A 17,779-nucleotide genomic window follows, 5' to 3' on the forward strand; every position below is an offset into this window, starting at 1 on the left:
GTAAAGAGAGGTAAATGATGTTAGGAGAGTTGATTCATTCAGTTTTAGTTTTTCTAGAAGGACTTGGTTATTGGGGAATTATGCTTGGATTAATGCTAGAGGTTATCCCAAGTGAAATCGTATTATCTTATGCAGGTTATTTAGTATCAACAGGAAGCATTACATTTTGGGGCGCTGTCGCGTTCGGTACAATTGGTGGTGTAATCGCACAACTATTCATTTATTGGATCGGTCGATACGGAGGAAGACCTGTTCTTGAGCGATATGGAAAATATATTTTGATTCAGAAGAAACATATTGATTATGCTGAAGCGTGGTTTAATCGTTACGGAACTGGTGTTATTTTTACAGCCCGTTTTATTCCTGTTGTGCGTCATGCTATTTCGATACCAGCGGGTATTGCGAAAATGTCACATGCTAAGTTTATTACGCTAACTACACTAGCTGTTATTCCATGGTCAATTGTATTTGTATATTTAGGATTTAAATTAGGATCAGAGTGGGAAAGTATTAATAAAGTAGCTGGGCCATATGTGAAATATTTTGCGCTTGCTGCTATTGTTTGTGCAATTGGTTACTTTGTATTAAAAAAAGTGATGAAAAAAAAGTGATTACGGAAAAGGAATCTATGTCGACATAGATTTCTTTTTTTATTGGCATTTTTCCAAGGGGAAAAGAGTATGTTTAATATTTTACAGATTGTGGCATACATATAGGAAAAGGGAATTTGGAAAGGGGATTATAGAAAAATGGAACTCCAGTTTCAAAATGTATATCAACAGGTGGAGAATTGGTATGTGTTGGATTCGGAGCTTCCTTGGGATGTCAAAAAGCTTAGAGATGATTTGTTTTCACTTATTGAAGTATGTAAAACGCCAGTTATTTTTTGTGATACATGTGATGCAAATCATGTACTTCTATCATTAGGAGAAGAAGAAGAAGAGTTTCTATTCCAAATAGGTGGTTTTTATCATAAAGAAAAACAATTAATTTTTGTTTGTATGTGGGAAGAGTATGAGCAAGTGCTTAAAACACTACTGCATGAATTTCGTCATGCGATGCAGCATAAGAGCGAAGTATTGTATGTTGGAAGTGAAGTGTACGAAGATAGATGGATTGAGAAAGATGCGAGAAAGTTCGCGGAGAGGAAGTTAGATGAATATAAAAATAGAAAGTTAATGTAAAGCATAGTGGAGAAATAGCGCTGTGCTTTCTTTGTTTCTTACTAAAAATAAGTAATTGACTTTTATAAAGTTTAGTTCTAAACTAATGGTATGAAACGAGCGAGGTGATGAAATGAAAACAGAAGATAGACTAGGTTTACTACTATGGTTTCGTTTATCACGTTTTTATAACAAAAGTATTCGTGAGACGAATCAGCATTTGAAAGAATGGAATGTATCTGCCGCTCAATTTGATGTGCTAGCTCAAGTTGGAGGACATGATCGTTTAACGCAGCAAGAGCTTGGAAATAAGTTATTTGTTACGAAGGGAAATATCACACAGCTTTTAAATAAAATGGAGCAGCTGGAGTGGATTCATCGTGAACAAGAAGGTACTACAAAATATATTTCGTTAACAGAAAAAGGAAAAGATTTATATGAAGAAATCGTTCCGCCTCAAGAGACATTCCAAGCGGAGCAGTTTCAAAATTTAAATGTAGAAGAACAAAATCAATTATTACAATTACTAAAAAAATTACAGTGAGAAAAAATTTTAAAATAAATCTCGAATTCGAGATAATATGAGGTGAAGGATATGTTTAGAAAAGTTGATCATAAAAATATGGGAAGAGCAAATCACGGCTGGCTAAATACACATTTTCATTTTTCTTTTGCAAATTACTATAACCCAGATAACATGAACTTTGGAGCACTGCGTGTAATTAACGATGATCTAGTAGCGGCACAAACTGGTTTTGATATGCATCCGCATCGTGATATGGAGATTATCTCTTACGTTATAGATGGTGAATTAACACATGAAGATAGTATGGGGAACCGAGGGACAATTGAGCGTGGGCATGTTCAATATATGAGTGCAGGTACTGGTGTATTTCACAGTGAGCATAACTTAGGAAGTGAAACATTACGTTTATTGCAAATTTGGATTTTACCGGACCGTGATGGTCATAAACCGAACTATGGTGAGTTTAAATTTGATTGGAGTAAACGTGAAAATGAGTGGTTCCATATGGTATCTCCTTCTGATGGAGATGCACCAATTCATATTCACCAAGATGCAAATTTATATTCTTTATCATTAGAGGCTGGTAAAGAAATTCATTTTCCTGTTCAAGAAGGACGTCAATTATACCTTGTACAAATTGAAGGTAGTGGCGTTGTGAATGGTGAAACACTCGTAACGCGTGATGCAGCGGAGGCTGTAGAAGAGGATGTTCACATTCAAGCAAAAGAGAAATCTCACTATTTAGCAATTGAAATGAAAATACAATAAAGTGAAACTTTAATCAGTGGAGAGGTATTCATCCCACACCAATCGGGCTTTTACGGGCAGTTAATGCGGGATAAAATAAGATTTTAATTTGTGGTGATTTTTCAGTATATGAATAACGGGATGAAAAGTTAGAGGAAAGAGGACATCGAAAAAAGATGTCCTCTTTTTTATACGTTGAATTATCAGAAAAAACTTTCTCAATTTTTGGAAACAGGTATTAGGAGGAATATTCAGAAATCTATAAAGGTGTCAAAAACTTTTAGGGGAATGGGGAGTGTTAGATTGAAAAAGCAAGTAGTTTCATCAGCATTAGCGTTATCCGTTGTTATTGGGGGATTTGGGGCATTTGGAGCAACAAAAACACAAGCGGAAGAGCAAAAAATCCAGTATCACCAAGAGTTTAAAACGCCAGCTTACATAGGTGAAGAATGGAAAGCACCGGAAGGACTAGATAAAAAAGAGACGGTCTTTCAATATTTAGAGAGCAAAAAAGATATGTTTAAACTAGCGGGAAACATTGACAAACATTTCAATGTCGTTGGGGAAGAAAAAGATGCTGAATCTGGTACGACACATGTGAAGTTAGTTGAGAAACATAATAACATTCCTGTGTATGGTTCAGACCAAACGGTTACGCTAGATAAAGAGAATAATGTAAAGGCATTCTTCGGGCAAGTTATTCCTAATTTAGAGGGTAAAAATATTCCTGCATCTGCAAGTATTAGTGCGGAACAAGCAGAAACGATTGCCAAAGCTAATATTGAGAAAGAGATTGGTAAAGTAAAGAATTATGATGGTGTGAAAAAAGATTTATATGTGTATGAAAAAGATGGTCAATACTATCTTGCATATCTTGTAAAAGCATCGGTTTCAAAACCAGCTCCAGGATATTGGCATTACTTTGTTGATGCAACAAATGGAAATGTTATTGAGAAATATAATGCGGTAGATAACATTACTGGATTTGGTTACGGAGTATTAGGCGCTAGACAATCATTTGAAATTGCTCAAGATAAGAAAACAGGAGCGTTCAACTTATTTGATGGTACACGAGGACAAGGTGTCCATACATTTGATGCAGAGAATATGGATGAAAACTGGTTTAATTTATTCTCACAAATTCTTGGATATACAGGAGAAGAAATTGCAAGTAAATCTAAGTTCTTCGAAGATAAAGCGGCAGTTGATGCGCATGTGAATGCAGGTAAAGTATATGATTACTACAAAAAGACATTTAACCGTAACTCTTTCGATGATAAAGGTGCGAAACTTATTTCTACTGTTCACGTAGGTGAATCTTGGAATAACGCAGCTTGGAACGGTGTTCAGATGATGTATGGTGATGGCGATGGCAAGACATTCATTCCATTATCTGCTGGACTTGATGTTATCGGTCACGAATTAACGCATGCTGTAACTGAGCATACAGCAAACCTTGTATATAAAAATGAATCAGGTGCGTTAAATGAATCGTTATCTGACATTATGGGTGTCATGGTTGAGAAGAAGAGCTGGGACTTAGGTGCTGATATTTATACACCTGATAAGCCTGGTGATGCACTTCGTTCTCTGAAAGATCCAGCATCTATTCCAAATCCATTAAAACCTGGTGAAGGTTACCCAGATCATTACAATAAACGTTATACTGGAACAGCTGATAATGGCGGCGTTCATATTAACAGTAGTATTAATAATAAGGCAGCGTATTTAGTATCTGATGGCGGCACTCATTACGGTGTGAAAGTAACTGGAGTGGGCCGTGAAGCAACAGAAAAAATTTATTACCGTGCTCTTACTAAATATTTAACTGCAAACTCTGACTTTAAAATGATGCGTCAAGCAGCACTTCAATCAGCAGAAGATTTATACGGTAAAAACTCTAAAGCTGTACAAGCTGTAACAAAAGCTTATGACGCTGTAGGAGTAAAATAATAAGAAAAAAAAGACCTGACTGGATTGTCAGGTCTTTTCCTTATTTAATCACGAACACCTAATGCGATTTTTGCCATTCGTGACATACGTTCTTTTGTCCACGGTGGATTCCATACAACATTTACTTCTATTTCATTTACTTCAGGTATGTTCGTTGATAATACTTTCTTAACGTCGGATACGATTTGGCCAGCCATTGGACAACCGATAGAAGTCATCGTCATTGTAATGACAGCATTATTATTTTCATCCGCTGTAACGTCATAAACTAATCCGAGATTGATAATATCAACACCTAATTCAGGGTCAATAACAGCTTCTAAGTTGGCATATAACTTTTCTTCAAATGCTTGTTGTGACATGTGTAGCACCCCCTAAATATTAATGATATCGGTTCTCATTATAACGGATATGCGGGATAAGTGCAGGAAATGAGCTCAAAAAAATATTCCTCCCTGAGAAACAAAAATTATAGCGGATAATGGAAAAGGGCAGATGAGTACAAGTGAATGTTATTAAAATGTATACATTTACATATCAAAAATTCTTAAATAAAAATAAGAAATCCTATTGTAATTTGAAATAACATCATGTATACTTCTAATTAGTTGATAACGATTATCAATATCAACTAAAACATTACTCTTCGTTATGTTGGTCATACCCCTTTTTGACGACGTAAGTCAGAGACAAAATGTTGAAATATCTTGTGTCCTATTCTACAGAATTATGGTAATCTCCAACCTCAACTTATATGCGTAAGCATGCAAAAAAGGATCCTATCCGTTAAGGGATCCTTTTTTGCATGTTGTCGCAATTAATGTATATAGACCGGGTATACGTTCTTCAATTCCTTCAGGTGCAGTAGAGGGGAAGACCCACCTTTGATGAGATCCGTGTTCTTCAACTAGTTTTTCAATTTTAAAATTCTCTTCCGCGAGCGTTGTAATAATTTCTCCTAACGTCCAGCGACGGATGGTTGTTTTCGGTAAAGCCTCTTTCTGAGTTTCTGTAAGAAGAGTGCTGTAAGCAACATCATCTTCAATCAGTTCTTTATCGAAATAATTTCCATTTGCTCGAAATGATGGATGATCTACTCCTAATAATTTTGTATAAACGGGATGATAGTCACGCAGTATAAATGTCCCATCTTGTTTTAGTAAGTGAGAGATTATATGAAAGAGTGGCTTTAAGTCTAAGAAGTAATGGAGTACGCCAAGTTCCAGTAATACGATATCAAATGATTGGGATAGATTTAAATCTAGTACATCGGAAACGATATAATGAATAGAGACGTCAGCCGCTTCGGCTAGTTCGGTTGCGTATTTTTTATTGCTTGCTGAAATATCAACAACTGTTACATCGGCTCCTAAAAGAGCAAGAGCAACTGCTTTGTTGCCTTTTGATCCGAGCAAATTAATAATACGCTTTCCTTTTGGAGATTGTATGTAAGGTAAATAGTAGGAGACTTCATGAACAGGATCTTGTATGATTTTTTTTGCATATTCTGTCGGTGTGCCGTGACGATTCGTCCAAGCTTCATAAGCAGCTGTATTCCAGCTTTTTTCATTAATCGTGCTTAGTTGTTTTTGATTCAATTTTATCACTCCTTTTGCGGACTTATACTTATTCGGCGGGAGGATGAGATTTCCTGTTCTTTTTGAATTGAAATTTGATTTTGTATGGTGTGATGAAGTGGAAAAGAAGGGGTTTTCGAATAGTCTCCTTTTTGTTGTTAAATTGATATAGTTGAAAAAATATCGATATAACCGCATATATTGCATAAAAAAAGGGATGCTCCTGATTCATGGAACATCCCTTTTCTATTATGCTGTATATCCCTCTTTCTTATCTTTCAAAAAGAAAAGTACAGCAAGGATTACGAGAATAATAGCTGCAATATCATATGTTATTTTAAATGTATCGTTAAAGTTTAAGTACTCTACTAAAGGAGTTTTCACGGCCCCTGCATATATGCAAATAGGAATTAAGAGCAAATCATAAAATTTCTTTTCTTTCAGGTATCGTATTAGGAAGAAGATACACATAATAGAAAACCACACTATGCTTAAAATAGTCATTGCTACCTCCCCAAAAAATTACTTACTTTAAATTATACACCATATTTTAACTTTGCTTGTATTGTTCACTATGCATCGTACGCTGCTTTTTTTCTTTCCTAGCAGTAAGCAGTTGTGGTGTGAAAATACCGAGTAATATAAACACAATTCCTATCCACTGCATGAGCGATACAACTTCATGAACAAGTGTAATAGAAGCGATAATTGCTGTTGGTAATTCAGCTGCACCTAATATTGTACCAAGCCCCGTTCCGACTTTCGGTACACCAATTGAAAAACAAATGACAGGTACAATAACTCCAAACAGTCCAAGGAAGAAAGCATATTTCCATAGGCCTGCTTGTAAAGCGCCGTCCGTTAAAAAGGTAGGCGGGAAAAATAAACATACAATAAGAGTAGCACTGGTTGTCATAAGAAAGCTTTTCGTATAAGGCGGAACATCTGTAGCGACGCGCCCGCTTGCAAATACATAGAATGAGAAAGAGACGGCAGCTAATAGCCCGAAGATAATACCTTTCGTCGAAAAGTTTTGTCCAAGTCCTTCAAATACTCCACCAGCAAACAATGTACCAGTAAACAAAATAATAATAGATATAACTTTTTCACGGCTTGGGAATATTCGATTGGCAATCGCTTCGATGACTACACCAATCCAAGTGAACTGAAAGAGTAAAACGACAGCGATAGAGGCTGGCAGTTCTTCTACCGAAATAGCATAGAAAATACCTGTCATACTCATGGTTGTGCCGACTGTTAGTAACGAAAAGAATTGTTTTTTTGATACTTTATGACGTGAAAAGAAAAGAACGAGTAAAAGTAGGCCAATCCACCCGAAGACATATTGTCCTCCTAGTAGTTGGTGTGCTGAAAATCCGTCGATGAATCCGAGTTTAAAAATAGTTGAAAGTACGCCGTAGCTACAAGCGCCGAATAAAACTAATAATGAATACTTAAATTTCTCCATGAGAAACCCTCCTTATATAAAGTGAAACTTTAATCAGTGGGGGTTTTGTTTATCCTTCACTGATTATTATCCCGCACTAATCGGGATAAATAAAAAACGCCCGTTATCCTAATAAGGACAACGGGCGAACGAAACAGAGTAAGAGACTCTACAAAATTCCGCCACTCATACGAAGTATGAGTTTGGGTTATGAAATTATAGTAGTAGTTTACATTGCTTTTGGAAAGACAATTGAGCATTTTACACCTTGAGGTGTGTTTTGTATTCCATAAGGAAACTGATGTTTATCTAGTATTTGTTTTACAATATATAATCCAAGACCGCTACCTTGTACTAAACCGCTGTTTCCAGGATTAGCGCGATAGAAAGGTTCAAATAAATGAGCGAGTTTGTCCTCATCAATTTGTGAACCTGTATTTAAAACCTCTAATGCGTAACCGTTCGGCTTTTCATAAAGCTTTATATATACATGCTGATGATCGATTGTATATTGAATTGCATTTGAAATAATATTAAAAATAGCAGTTTGAATAAATTTAGGATCAGCTAAAATTTTTACATCTTGTTTAATGTTAGATTGAACAGTTAATTGCTTTACAGATATAAAATAATCTACTTTCCTCATAACGTCCTCAATGATGTTAGATAGTGAAATAACTTCTAAATTCGGTTTGAATTGAGGATTTTGCATTTTGGATAATTCTGACATCCTTTCCGTTAATACGTTAATATCTTGCATCATCTCGTAGGATCGTTTTAGATATTTGTCTCTATCTTTGTATGCACCGATTCCGTGAATCATGCCATCTAGTTGTCCCATAACGGCTGCGATAGGTGTTTTTAATTCATGGGATACCATAGACATAAATTCTTTACGAGATTGTTCTAATTGTTGTTCTTTCTTGAGCTCATTTTGTAAATCTTTATTTGTTTCATGTAGATTCTTCACAATAGTTGGGACTTGTGAAGCCGCTACTTGCAAGTTGAAATCTGTTTGATCTGTATTTTTGTTAGGTGATTGTTTAGCTGAAAAGTCCAGATTTATAATATCTTTTAAAGTATCACTCATATATTGAAAAGGTTTGGCAATTAGTTTGGCATAAATTAAAGAACCGAGTAGAGATAATGCAAGCATTGTTGCAGCAATATTTGGAGCTAATTGTTGCAAGGCATCTGCTAAACTTGGACTATCATGTGCTTCATTTGTTTTCTTTGCTGCATTTTGTGTATGTAAGGAAGTAGTGTTAGCGGCTGTTTGTTCCGCCTTAGTATGTAATTCGGTTTTGTTACTTTCCTCCGAAAGATTTGCTGCATTTTCTTTTGCGGTTGCAGTTTGGCTAGGTTGCAAAAGATGATTAATAGCTGTAGAGAGTGTTTTGAAATCTATAATAGATGACTGGAAATTTGAGATGCTATCCTCTGAAACAACTTTATTTTCTTCTCTTTTATTTTGTTCATTTTTCGTAACTGAATCCGCATGTTCCGCAGTTTGAGTTTCAGGTTTTTTCGCATAATGCTCTTTATCATAGTTTAAAGCTAGAAAATAAATAATTTGATACAGGCAAAGTGATAAAAGAACACAAAACAATAAGGTTTTGATGAAAATATTTTTGGTGATGTTATCCTTACTATGCTTCGATTTTGTAGCCAATGCCTTTCACCGTTTTAATATAAGGGATCCCCAATTTTTTTCTTAAATTTTTAATATGTGTATCTATAACTCTTACATCACCATAATGCTCATAGCCCCATACCTTATTTAACAAATCACTTCTTGATAATACTTTTCCTCGATTTTGTAACAAAGTATATATAATCTCAAATTCTTTAGTTGTTAGTTCAATTTGATTGCCATGAACATAAGCCGCATATGCTGTAGAATTTAACATCAATTCATGGAATTGTAGTATGGTTGCAGTTTGGGCTTCCTTTGTTGTTGTCCTTCTTAATACAGCTTCTACGCGTTTAATAAATACCGTGTAATGGAACGGTTTCGTAATATAATCATCAACGCCCAACTCAAACCCTTTAATTTCACTTTCTTCATTATGTAAGCCTGTTAACATAATGATTGGTACATCAGACTGGCCTCGCATAATTTTACAAATACTATAACCATCTATATCTGGTAACATTACATCGAGGAGGACAAGGTCGTATGAATTTTTTTGGAAAAGAAGAATTCCTTCCGTTCCAGCGCCAACCACATCAACGGTGAAATTTTGGGCAGTTAAAAATTCACGAATAAGTTCTTGTATATCTGGGTTGTCTTCAATCACCAGTATATGCGTCATAGTAACACCTCCTAAATAACGCTTTTTATTGCAATATTCAAATTCTTCATTTTTGGATGACTCAAGTTATATATACATATAATAAGCCCCCGCTATAAAGTAATCATAAAAGTAGCAAGGGGAATTGTTTATTGGAACTGAATATTTCAGAATCACAGTAGTTTTATTATAGTGTGCAATGGAAAATTTATAAATGTATAATTTTAATATCCGTTTTTATCAATGTTTCGATGCTATTTAGTGCAGTCTACTTTCATTATATATGCAAGTATAGTTGTTTCGCTACTGTAAATGAATAAATAAAATAAGCCAAGATATAAAATTCTTGGCTAAATGTAAATCTGGTTCATAGGTTATTTTACAGTGACAGTGGCACGATCGTGGATGCGTTCAAATAACCAATGTATATCATTGTTATACATGCGAATGCAGCCAAGTGTTGTAGCTTTACCAATCGCCTGATTATTATTAGTGCCGTGAATTGCATATGTTGTTCCGTATGTTCCTGCCATATTTAATCCGAGCCAACGATCACCGAGTGGATTACGTGGATCGCCGCCTTTAATATGTCCTGTATAATAAGGACGGTTTTTAATTTTGTTTACGACTTGAAAAGTACCTGTTGGTGTAGGCGTTGCAACTTTGCCGGTAGCGACAGTGAAGCTTTTTATAAACTTTCCATTTTGATAGAAATCCATTTTATTTAATTTCGTGTCAACGATAAGTTGTTCGTTAGTTGAAGCTGCTTCTGCAGACATATATGGAACAGTTAAAAAACCTAACGATAACATTATAGTTACTAGTAATTTTTTCATTATATTCTCCTTTTACTATTTTAGTAGTATTATATACAACGAATTTGTAATCCACGTAATGCTTGATGTACGTTTTCATTTAGTGATTCAAAAAAATTGGTGATTTTTGCATTATATTTGTTGTTTTTATCAATAAGTAATCTTTCATTTAGTAGAAGCTCGCCGTATAGTCCAAAGCTCTGTACTTGAATGTTCATTTCATATTCTGTTTCAGAAATGATAGGTAAGAAATAATGAAAGGCTTTAGTTGGAATGATATAACTTTTTCCAATCATGCTTTCGTGATTAGAATTAATCCATTTTTTCGTGATAATCTTAATATTCTTTTTAGAAATGATAAAGGATAGCGTTGTAGATTTTTTTAAACTTACGTCAAATTCATTTGTTTCACATATGTGTAAGTTAAAAATCGTTTCATTTGGATGAGATTCAATATTGGTATTAATAAAATCGTGCATTTTATAAGCTTCCATTCCTATTCTCCCTTTTTTCATTTTCAGAAAACGATCTATATTCATTCAATTTAATGTTTAGGTAATATAGTAGTAAAAGTATTCAACAAATTCCGATATAATCTTACAATACGTATATGAAGCTAATATGAAGTTTGTATGAGTTTGTTATGGTTTTTTATAGAGAACAAAATGAGGCGATTTCCGGATGCTAAAAATTGGTATATTAATGACACCTATCCAGTGTAATAGATAGGTGTCATCTCATTTTAAAGTGATAATTTATATAATTAAGTAAAGAACAGAAAACTTTAGTGTGACCCTTACAAAAATGTAATAAAAATGTAAGCTATTGTGATAGTTATTTCGACAATTTTTTTATACAATAATAGTAAGAAGTTGTACGTGATTGAAAGGAGAGATGACATGGAATGGGTTCATGAATTATTTCAGCAATACGGGTATTATGTAGTGCTTGTAGGCTTGCTGTTAGAATATATTGCGCTTCCGTTTCCGGGAGAGCCAACATTAGCATATGCGGGATTTTTAGCACAGAAGGGTGATCTAAGTTTACCTATTTTAATTATCTTATCCTTTATTGGGACAAGTGTAGGAATGACGATTCAATATTTTTTAGGGAATAAGCTTGGTATGCCTTTTGTTCAAAAGTATGGGAAGTATGTATTTTTAACACAAAGAAAAATTGATTTAACGAGAATGTGGTTCGATAAATATGGATATTTCCTTATCTTTATCGGTTTCTTCATTCCTGGAGTACGTCATTTTACAGGATACTTTGCAGGTATCATTAACTTACCGTTTCGCCGTTTTGCGATTACAATTTATTCAGGTGCGTTATTCTGGGTATCATTCTTCTTAATCGGTGGCTACTGGTTAGGTGGTAACTTACATGATATTTTCGGATTATTGGAAGATCATATCGGCAAAATCATTTTCGGAGCCATTGTCATTGTAGCAATTACGTTAAGCGTTCGTTTCCGCAAACAACTAAAACGAGTATTTTTACAAAACGCAAGTTAATATGGAATCCATTCTATGTCAGATTTTAGAAAAGGCAGTGCTTTAGGGCACTGCCTTTTTTATTTTCCAGTTTGTTTTTATTTTTCCTTCGATACCGTAACCGGTCACTACTATATAATATGTTCCCGTTTTGCTAGGGGAAAGTTCATACGTACCGTCGCTTAGTTCGGAAAGGGGTTCATATTTATTAAATTCACTAGAAAAGTAAGTGCTATAACCTTGGTAGGCGCTATTTTCAGTAATAAGAAAGTTTACGTTAACCTCAATTGTTTCTCCTTTTTTGACATGAATGGGTATTTTATGTGCACCGTTAAAATACGAGAAATTCGCCTCAAATGTATTTTTTGTACTGTGCTCAACCCATTGCTCTTTTTGGGTAAAATCAATAGAGCATATTGCAATGAGTAAAATAGGAATGATAATAGCGGTCGCATATCGAAACCATTTTGATTTATTTGCTATACAAGTACATAAATAAAAGAAAAGTGAACAAATTGCCCCAACCGATCCCATTATGAAAGTTACGATTACATCTCCTCCATTGTATATATGCAATGGAAGAAAGAATAAGTAGCCACATAAAATATAAAGCAAAATTTTTCTTGGCGTGCTATTATGTTTTGCATTTAATTTGTCAATGACAAGCGAGCACAAAATCGCGTAGAAGAAAAGAAGATACAACCAAAAATTATATAAAAATCCAGTTAAGTATGAGGAAGTTTTAAAGAAGTTCATATCACTTCTAATAAAGAAAAATAATACAAAAGAAAAAAGAAGAGAACAGGCCGCTGAAAATTTAATAATAGCGTAAGAAAAGACCGTTTTTTTATCCATGAGACACCTCAATTATGTAGTTCTTAAAAATTATTATATACGTTATATTTAGTATAATATATATGTATTTTTGACATGTATCCACGTCAAAATGACAATGATAATTGACAATTGACAGGATATTATTTACAATTTTAATTAAATAAAAGAAAAAGAGGTAAAATATGAAGCTTCAAAATCGGGTGAGAGAATTTCGAGCAAAGCACCGTTTATCACAGGGTGAGTTAGGTAAAGCGATTGGCTCATCACGGCAAACCATTAGTTTAATTGAGCGTGGGGATTATGCGCCATCTATTGTGTTATCGCTAAAAATCGCACAAATTTTTGGAGCGCCGGTGGAGGAGATATTTATGTTAGTGGAGGGGGAAGATGGAGATGGGGAGTAAGGGAAATGGGAAAATGAAGGCTATATTGAAGTTGTTAGTAGGAGCAATTTTTGGTGGGTTTATAGGGTATGCAGTAGGAGATATTGCAACAGCGGGTACTAGCAAAGTATCTCCTGTTATTAGCGTTGTTATGATGAGTGTATTTGGCATAGCGGCCATGTATTATATTTGGAAGCGTACAAGAGAGCTCGCACAAACGAAAGATGAAGAGGAAAATGTTAAGGGACGAAGATTAGGAATAGTACTTATTTATCTTCGAGTAATGGAAATTGTTATTCCATCATGGTTTGTTTGCTCAGTTATTGCTTTTTACCGAACGTATACAGGTGAGGGAAACTTGTTCTTTGTTAGTGTAAGTATTGTGGCATCTACAGTGTGCTTTATTGCTATAACTTGGTTAGGATTTGTAATGAGGAAAAAGTATAACAATTTATATCCAGAACAGAGTGTCACGTATTCTCAGTCAATGGAAATGTGGGCAAAGAATGCAGATGAAGGGCAAAAGCAAATCGTTCATGAAGCGGGATATAAGGCATATCAATATACAAATATGACACTTGTTTGTGCGTGGTTTGCGGCGATTGCGTATGCACTTTTAGATGGAAAAGACTTCTTTATGGTCATTATGATTTCGTTCGTTTGGGTATTACATGTTGGGACATATATGTATGAAATGCATAAAAAGATGATTTATTAAGGGGAGAGAAACGGTGGATATTCTAAGAAGACCTGCTTTTTCATTATTAGTTGCCTTCATTTGCTCCGCTTTATACGAATTCATTCGAATAGAAAGAGTACAGCAAATTATAGAAATATGGGCCTTTTTCGGGATTGCATTGCTAGTGTTAGCTATTCATGAATTAGGGCATGTAATATTCGGTTTGATGGGCGGTTTGAAATTTAAGTTTATGACAGTAGGACCTATTACTGTTCAAAAAGAAAAGGGGAAAATACGAATTCGAGAAAATAAAATGTGGATGTATGTAGGTGGCGTAGCGATGTTAGTGCCGCCTTCCACACAAACACCGAACCTTTCAAAAAAATGGGCATGGATGACTTTAAGCGGACCGTTAACGAGTTTCGTATTTGGCATTGTATCAGGTTACATATATATGGTGAGTTATTACCACATGCTTTTATACTTTTCTGTGTTACACTTTGCAATCTTTGTCGTCACAGCAATTCCAATTAAGGGAACGCTATTAAGCGATGGCATGCAATTCCTCATTTTAATTAAAGATGATGAAAAGGCTAGGGAGCACTTATACAAGATTCAAGTATCGAGTGAGTTATTTAGTTACAAAAGACCGAAAGATTGGGATGAGAGATTAGTAGAAATTAGTGAAGAAAAAATAAAAGAGGATAAAGATATTAGGGACATAATGAGTGGACTTATGCTCGTCTTTTATGCCCGAGCTGATCAAGAGGGAATGGAAAGGGCGATACCGTATGTAGAACAAATTGTTCAACTACCTGTAACGAAAGAAAATAAATATTTCGTTAGTAGTTTTCATAGTTGGTACCTTTTATATAAAGTACTGTATCAGGAGGAAAGTCTTTCCCTGCAATACGTAAAGGAGCATGCAAAGGCAATTACAAGGCTGGACTTACATGGGTATTACCGTACACAAGGAATTATCAAATATTTAGAGCAAGACATGGAAGCATGCCATATTTATATGAAGAAAGCGGATAAAGAATTGAAGACTGCTGAGAAGAGTGAAATGGGATATTTACAATTGGATAGAGAGTGGTTCGAGCAGTTGAAGGAGAGGGTATCTTACGATGGATGAGGTATCCTCTTTTTTCTATGTCGCCTTATGCCGTTCCATAAAAAGTCTGGGGCGAGTAAAATAAGATAAGAAGAGCAAATCTTGGAGGAATTCTAGATGGAAATTTTAACGATTATTTTAATAGTCTTGCTCATTTATGCTGTTTTTAAAGTAGCGTATGTAGCATTAAAAATACTCGCGATCTTATTAGTTATCTTTTTAATCGTAGAGTTCGGCAGTAAGTTGCTTGGGGGATAGGGTATGTTGTGCGTTTTGAGTTTCGAAGCGTCGATATAATGAAATAAATATTAAGTAGGGTATGTGGAAAAGAAGTTGCCGTGGGGGTAACTTCTTTTTATTTGTTTATAAATTGTTTATTTTTACCGTCTATTCTAGTAGCAAGGAGGCGATAAAAATGAAAAAAGAGGTTTTAGAAGTAAGAGATGTGACGAAAAGAGTGAAGGGAAGAACGTTGTTAAGTCACATGTCTTTTTCTGTTTATAAAAATGAAATTTGTGGTTTTGTTGGGCCAAATGGTTCAGGGAAGACAACTCTTATTCGAACAATTATGGGGTTAATTCGACCAAATGAAGGGGAAATCTTAATTAATGGAATTAGCGTACAAAAAAATCGAAAAGAGGCTCTTCAGCATGTAGGCGCAATTGTAGAAGCTCCAATTTTCTTTCCTTATATGTCAGGACGAAAAAACTTACGGAATTTAGGTAGGATTACGTTACGTACTGGTGGAGAAGTTCTTGAAAAAAAAGTTCAGCAAGTATTAGAAATCGTCGGTTTAGAAAACCGTGCGGACGATAAAGTTGGTACGTATTCATTAGGGATGAAGCAGCGTTTAGGGATTGCACAGGCCCTTCTTGGCGATCCAAATTTTATTATTTTGGATGAACCGTCGAATGGATTAGATCCAGTTGGAATTAAGCAACTTCGTAAAATTGTACTCGACTTACAGCGTGAGAAGGGAATAACTTTTTTCATTTCTAGTCATTTAATTCGTGAATTGGAGCTTATGTGTGATTCATGGGTCATGATTCGTGAAGGATCACTAATATGGCGGGGAACGACGGAAGAGTTACAAGGAAGTGATAAAGAATTAGAAGATATTTTCGTGGAGATGATGAGCTCATGATGATGTTAGTACGTTCTGAATGGGAGCGGCTTTGGGCAAAGAAAGTAACATGGCTTTGTTTTTTGATGATACCGGTGATGTTACTTGGGGCTGCGAAGTACTATTTGAAACATAATCAAGAGGTAGAAAGGACAGCAGTTGATTATACATATGCGAATTCATTCCCCGTACTTGCATTATCTGAAATGCTTATGAGTATATGTAATCTTGTTTTACTCGTTTTGATTGTCCTTGTGTTTGCTCAAGAGTATCATAGCGGTCAAATTCGGATGGTAATACAAAGGTCATACACGTATTCTGAGGTTCTTATTGCGAAAATAATTACGATATTAGCAGTAAGTTTGCTATTTATAGGTGCCTATTTTATTTGTAGTTATTGTATTGGCTATATTTTCTTTGAGCATGAACCAAATATTCTTTTGTTTTATTTCACAGAAAAAATGAATGCACTTGGCGTTTTCTTATACTGTATTTCTTATTATGGAATTGCTTATCTTACTTTAATAGCGATGGCTAGCATATTAATTATGCTATCGGTTGTAAGTAAATCGACAACAAGTGCAACACTACTTGGTATGGGATTTATTATATTTTCTTTTGGATACCCAGCCATGGCGTTAGTGATAGGGAAATCACCGGCTTTTCTTTATATTAATTATTCTTCTTTAATTAAATTACAACATGAAGGAATTGCTATATCTTTATCTGGTAGTTCAAGAATGATTCTTTTTGGATCTGTAATTTTACTTATATACATTGTTATTTGTAATGCTGTAACAGTTTATTGGATAGGAAAAAAAGATAATTTTGTGTGAGGTGTGAAGAATGAGACAAATACTTATAAGTGAATTAGAACGGATTTTTGATAGAAAGAAGACGAAAGTATTAATTGTTATTTTTGTACTGCTACTTATTTTACACAGTGTATGGGTTCATACTTTTGGAGTTGCTATTTATAATACAAAAGGGACAGAAGCAATCTTAAGTAATTTAAATTTTCCTGTTGCAGTTACAAGAGAATGGTATTTTACTCTATTCTTATTAATTTTTCCAATCTTATTTATTGATAGCTTTAATAGTGAAATTTCATCTGGCGCATATCGTCTTGTCATGATCCGTCCGGTAAGTAGGTGGGAATTATTATTGGCAAAATGGATGACTCAAATGAGTATCGTAAGTTTGTTTTTGTTAATGGCATTTATAGAGAGTTATATATATGGAACATTTTTTATAAGGCACGCAGAGGAGACATTCTTTTTGGATAAACAAGTCATTTATGGGACGGGTGCCTCTATTTTATATACTGTAAAATATTATTTAATACTATGGTTTATTGCAAGTGCTTTAACAATGTTGAGTAGTTTTGTAAGTCTTTGGTTTCAAAACGCTATCATTACGTATTTTATGATAGTCGGTTTATTAGTAGCTAGTTTGTATGTGAGTGAAGAAATAAGTTATTTTGTAATTGGAAGCGAATCGATTCTAAGAATATTAAGTGAAGGGAAAGGAACATTTTACCTAATAAATGGTACAATTTTAGGAGGATGTGCAATAGCGGCTATGTTTAGTTGGTGTAAAAAAGATGTATTTAATTAGGAGGGATTTAC

At 34.7% G+C, this 17,779-nt stretch carries 22 protein-coding genes; 13 read left to right on the forward strand and 9 right to left on the reverse strand.

Features of this window, described 5'->3' with window-relative positions:
- Positions 1-17 precede the first annotated feature (17 nt).
- From uptA to ACP6L7_RS30580, 5 genes are all read left to right on the forward strand, one after another.
- Positions 18-611 (forward strand): undecaprenyl phosphate transporter UptA, encoded by a 594-nt coding sequence (gene uptA / locus ACP6L7_RS30560; RefSeq protein ID WP_141533580.1) that lies wholly within the window; start codon positions 18-20, stop codon positions 609-611.
- A gap of 138 nt (positions 612-749) precedes the next feature.
- The gene (locus ACP6L7_RS30565; protein WP_097832146.1) at positions 750-1,184 is read left to right on the forward strand and encodes a DUF3920 family protein; all 435 of its coding nucleotides are present in this window, start codon (positions 750-752) and stop codon (positions 1,182-1,184) included.
- A gap of 112 nt (positions 1,185-1,296) precedes the next feature.
- Entirely contained in the window at positions 1,297-1,707 is a 411-nt protein-coding gene (locus ACP6L7_RS30570; RefSeq protein WP_097832147.1) for a MarR family winged helix-turn-helix transcriptional regulator, read from the forward strand.
- A gap of 51 nt (positions 1,708-1,758) precedes the next feature.
- Complete coding sequence (locus ACP6L7_RS30575; protein ID WP_097832148.1) at positions 1,759-2,457, forward strand: pirin family protein; 699 nt, start codon at positions 1,759-1,761, stop codon at positions 2,455-2,457.
- Positions 2,458-2,739: 282 nt separating this feature from the next.
- Complete coding sequence (locus ACP6L7_RS30580) at positions 2,740-4,389, forward strand: M4 family metallopeptidase (RefSeq protein WP_141533581.1); 1,650 nt, start codon at positions 2,740-2,742, stop codon at positions 4,387-4,389.
- Positions 4,390-4,433: 44 nt separating this feature from the next.
- On the opposite strand, the gene ACP6L7_RS30585 is transcribed toward ACP6L7_RS30580, so the two are convergent.
- From ACP6L7_RS30585 to ACP6L7_RS30620, 8 genes are all read right to left on the reverse strand, one after another.
- Positions 4,434-4,751 carry a metal-sulfur cluster assembly factor gene (locus ACP6L7_RS30585; protein WP_097832149.1) on the reverse strand — a complete coding sequence of 106 codons (318 nt, stop codon included), beginning with the start codon at positions 4,749-4,751 and terminating at the stop codon, positions 4,434-4,436.
- Between the two features lie 417 nt (positions 4,752-5,168).
- Entirely contained in the window at positions 5,169-5,987 is an 819-nt protein-coding gene (locus ACP6L7_RS30590) for a class I SAM-dependent methyltransferase (RefSeq protein ID WP_097832150.1), read from the reverse strand.
- Positions 5,988-6,215: 228 nt separating this feature from the next.
- On the reverse strand, positions 6,216-6,470 hold the full coding sequence (locus tag ACP6L7_RS30595; protein WP_097832151.1) for a hypothetical protein: 255 nt from the start codon (positions 6,468-6,470) through the stop codon (positions 6,216-6,218).
- Between the two features lie 46 nt (positions 6,471-6,516).
- Complete coding sequence (locus tag ACP6L7_RS30600; protein WP_097832152.1) at positions 6,517-7,434, reverse strand: EamA family transporter; 918 nt, start codon at positions 7,432-7,434, stop codon at positions 6,517-6,519.
- A 208-nt stretch (positions 7,435-7,642) separates the two neighbouring features.
- A complete protein-coding gene (locus ACP6L7_RS30605) occupies positions 7,643-9,085 on the reverse strand; it encodes a sensor histidine kinase (protein ID WP_097832153.1) in 1,443 nt (480 codons plus the stop codon).
- Positions 9,063-9,728 carry a response regulator transcription factor gene (locus ACP6L7_RS30610; protein WP_097832154.1) on the reverse strand — a complete coding sequence of 222 codons (666 nt, stop codon included), beginning with the start codon at positions 9,726-9,728 and terminating at the stop codon, positions 9,063-9,065. The genes ACP6L7_RS30605 and ACP6L7_RS30610 overlap by 23 nt, the downstream gene beginning before the upstream one ends.
- Before the next feature lie 353 nt (positions 9,729-10,081).
- Positions 10,082-10,543: a L,D-transpeptidase gene (locus ACP6L7_RS30615; protein ID WP_097832155.1), complete on the reverse strand. Its 462-nt coding sequence runs from the start codon at positions 10,541-10,543 to the stop codon at positions 10,082-10,084.
- Between the two features lie 29 nt (positions 10,544-10,572).
- A complete protein-coding gene (locus ACP6L7_RS30620) occupies positions 10,573-11,016 on the reverse strand; it encodes a DUF3978 family protein (RefSeq protein WP_097832156.1) in 444 nt (147 codons plus the stop codon).
- 405 nt (positions 11,017-11,421) lie between these two features.
- Here ACP6L7_RS30620 and ACP6L7_RS30625 point away from each other — a divergent pair, with 405 nt between their 5' ends.
- The gene (locus ACP6L7_RS30625; RefSeq protein ID WP_000455363.1) at positions 11,422-12,036 is read left to right on the forward strand and encodes a DedA family protein; all 615 of its coding nucleotides are present in this window, start codon (positions 11,422-11,424) and stop codon (positions 12,034-12,036) included.
- A 42-nt stretch (positions 12,037-12,078) separates the two neighbouring features.
- On the opposite strand, the gene ACP6L7_RS30630 is transcribed toward ACP6L7_RS30625, so the two are convergent.
- A complete protein-coding gene (locus ACP6L7_RS30630) occupies positions 12,079-12,870 on the reverse strand; it encodes a hypothetical protein (protein ID WP_097832157.1) in 792 nt (263 codons plus the stop codon).
- 164 nt (positions 12,871-13,034) lie between these two features.
- Here ACP6L7_RS30630 and ACP6L7_RS30635 point away from each other — a divergent pair, with 164 nt between their 5' ends.
- From ACP6L7_RS30635 to ACP6L7_RS30665, 7 genes are all read left to right on the forward strand, one after another.
- Positions 13,035-13,256: a helix-turn-helix transcriptional regulator gene (locus ACP6L7_RS30635; protein WP_000776149.1), complete on the forward strand. Its 222-nt coding sequence runs from the start codon at positions 13,035-13,037 to the stop codon at positions 13,254-13,256.
- Positions 13,240-13,953, forward strand: coding sequence for a DUF3169 family protein (locus ACP6L7_RS30640; protein ID WP_264448394.1), 714 nt, complete (start codon positions 13,240-13,242; stop codon positions 13,951-13,953). The genes ACP6L7_RS30635 and ACP6L7_RS30640 overlap by 17 nt, the downstream gene beginning before the upstream one ends.
- Positions 13,954-13,966: 13 nt before the next feature.
- Positions 13,967-15,049: a M50 family metallopeptidase gene (locus tag ACP6L7_RS30645; RefSeq protein WP_430529623.1), complete on the forward strand. Its 1,083-nt coding sequence runs from the start codon at positions 13,967-13,969 to the stop codon at positions 15,047-15,049.
- 96 nt (positions 15,050-15,145) lie between these two features.
- Complete coding sequence (locus ACP6L7_RS30650) at positions 15,146-15,286, forward strand: DUF3985 family protein (RefSeq protein ID WP_000404783.1); 141 nt, start codon at positions 15,146-15,148, stop codon at positions 15,284-15,286.
- Positions 15,287-15,443: 157 nt separating this feature from the next.
- Positions 15,444-16,172 (forward strand): ABC transporter ATP-binding protein, encoded by a 729-nt coding sequence (locus ACP6L7_RS30655; RefSeq protein ID WP_097832159.1) that lies wholly within the window; start codon positions 15,444-15,446, stop codon positions 16,170-16,172.
- Positions 16,169-16,987, forward strand: coding sequence for a DUF2705 family protein (locus ACP6L7_RS30660; RefSeq protein WP_097832160.1), 819 nt, complete (start codon positions 16,169-16,171; stop codon positions 16,985-16,987). Before ACP6L7_RS30655 ends, ACP6L7_RS30660 begins: the two co-directional genes overlap by 4 nt.
- Before the next feature lie 10 nt (positions 16,988-16,997).
- Positions 16,998-17,768, forward strand: coding sequence for an ABC transporter permease (locus tag ACP6L7_RS30665; RefSeq protein WP_430529624.1), 771 nt, complete (start codon positions 16,998-17,000; stop codon positions 17,766-17,768).
- Positions 17,769-17,779 lie beyond the last annotated feature (11 nt).

It is taken from the genome of Bacillus silvicola (genome assembly GCF_050524305.1).
GTDB lineage: Bacteria > Bacillota > Bacilli > Bacillales > Bacillaceae_G > Bacillus_A > Bacillus_A cereus_AT.

Bases quoted from the DNA above. Each gene is read 5' to 3' on its own strand.
- ACP6L7_RS30615 (WP_097832155.1), bottom strand. From the start codon at position 10,543: ATGAAAAAATTACTAGTAACTATAATGTTATCGTTAGGTTTTTTAACT.
- ACP6L7_RS30575 (WP_097832148.1), top strand. From the start codon at position 1,759: ATGTTTAGAAAAGTTGATCATAAAAATATGGGAAGAGCAAATCACGGC.
- ACP6L7_RS30650 (WP_000404783.1), top strand. From the start codon at position 15,146: ATGGAAATTTTAACGATTATTTTAATAGTCTTGCTCATTTATGCTGTT.
- ACP6L7_RS30640 (WP_264448394.1), top strand. From the start codon at position 13,240: ATGGAGATGGGGAGTAAGGGAAATGGGAAAATGAAGGCTATATTGAAG.
- ACP6L7_RS30600 (WP_097832152.1), bottom strand. From the start codon at position 7,434: ATGGAGAAATTTAAGTATTCATTATTAGTTTTATTCGGCGCTTGTAGC.
- ACP6L7_RS30585 (WP_097832149.1), bottom strand. From the start codon at position 4,751: ATGTCACAACAAGCATTTGAAGAAAAGTTATATGCCAACTTAGAAGCT.
- ACP6L7_RS30620 (WP_097832156.1), bottom strand. From the start codon at position 11,016: ATGGAAGCTTATAAAATGCACGATTTTATTAATACCAATATTGAATCT.
- ACP6L7_RS30565 (WP_097832146.1), top strand. From the start codon at position 750: ATGGAACTCCAGTTTCAAAATGTATATCAACAGGTGGAGAATTGGTAT.
- ACP6L7_RS30630 (WP_097832157.1), bottom strand. From the start codon at position 12,870: ATGGATAAAAAAACGGTCTTTTCTTACGCTATTATTAAATTTTCAGCG.
- ACP6L7_RS30625 (WP_000455363.1), top strand. From the start codon at position 11,422: ATGGAATGGGTTCATGAATTATTTCAGCAATACGGGTATTATGTAGTG.
- ACP6L7_RS30655 (WP_097832159.1), top strand. From the start codon at position 15,444: ATGAAAAAAGAGGTTTTAGAAGTAAGAGATGTGACGAAAAGAGTGAAG.
- ACP6L7_RS30660 (WP_097832160.1), top strand. From the start codon at position 16,169: ATGATGATGTTAGTACGTTCTGAATGGGAGCGGCTTTGGGCAAAGAAA.
- ACP6L7_RS30570 (WP_097832147.1), top strand. From the start codon at position 1,297: ATGAAAACAGAAGATAGACTAGGTTTACTACTATGGTTTCGTTTATCA.
- ACP6L7_RS30635 (WP_000776149.1), top strand. From the start codon at position 13,035: ATGAAGCTTCAAAATCGGGTGAGAGAATTTCGAGCAAAGCACCGTTTA.
- ACP6L7_RS30665 (WP_430529624.1), top strand. From the start codon at position 16,998: ATGAGACAAATACTTATAAGTGAATTAGAACGGATTTTTGATAGAAAG.
- uptA (WP_141533580.1), top strand. From the start codon at position 18: ATGTTAGGAGAGTTGATTCATTCAGTTTTAGTTTTTCTAGAAGGACTT.
- ACP6L7_RS30610 (WP_097832154.1), bottom strand. From the start codon at position 9,728: ATGACGCATATACTGGTGATTGAAGACAACCCAGATATACAAGAACTT.
- ACP6L7_RS30595 (WP_097832151.1), bottom strand. From the start codon at position 6,470: ATGACTATTTTAAGCATAGTGTGGTTTTCTATTATGTGTATCTTCTTC.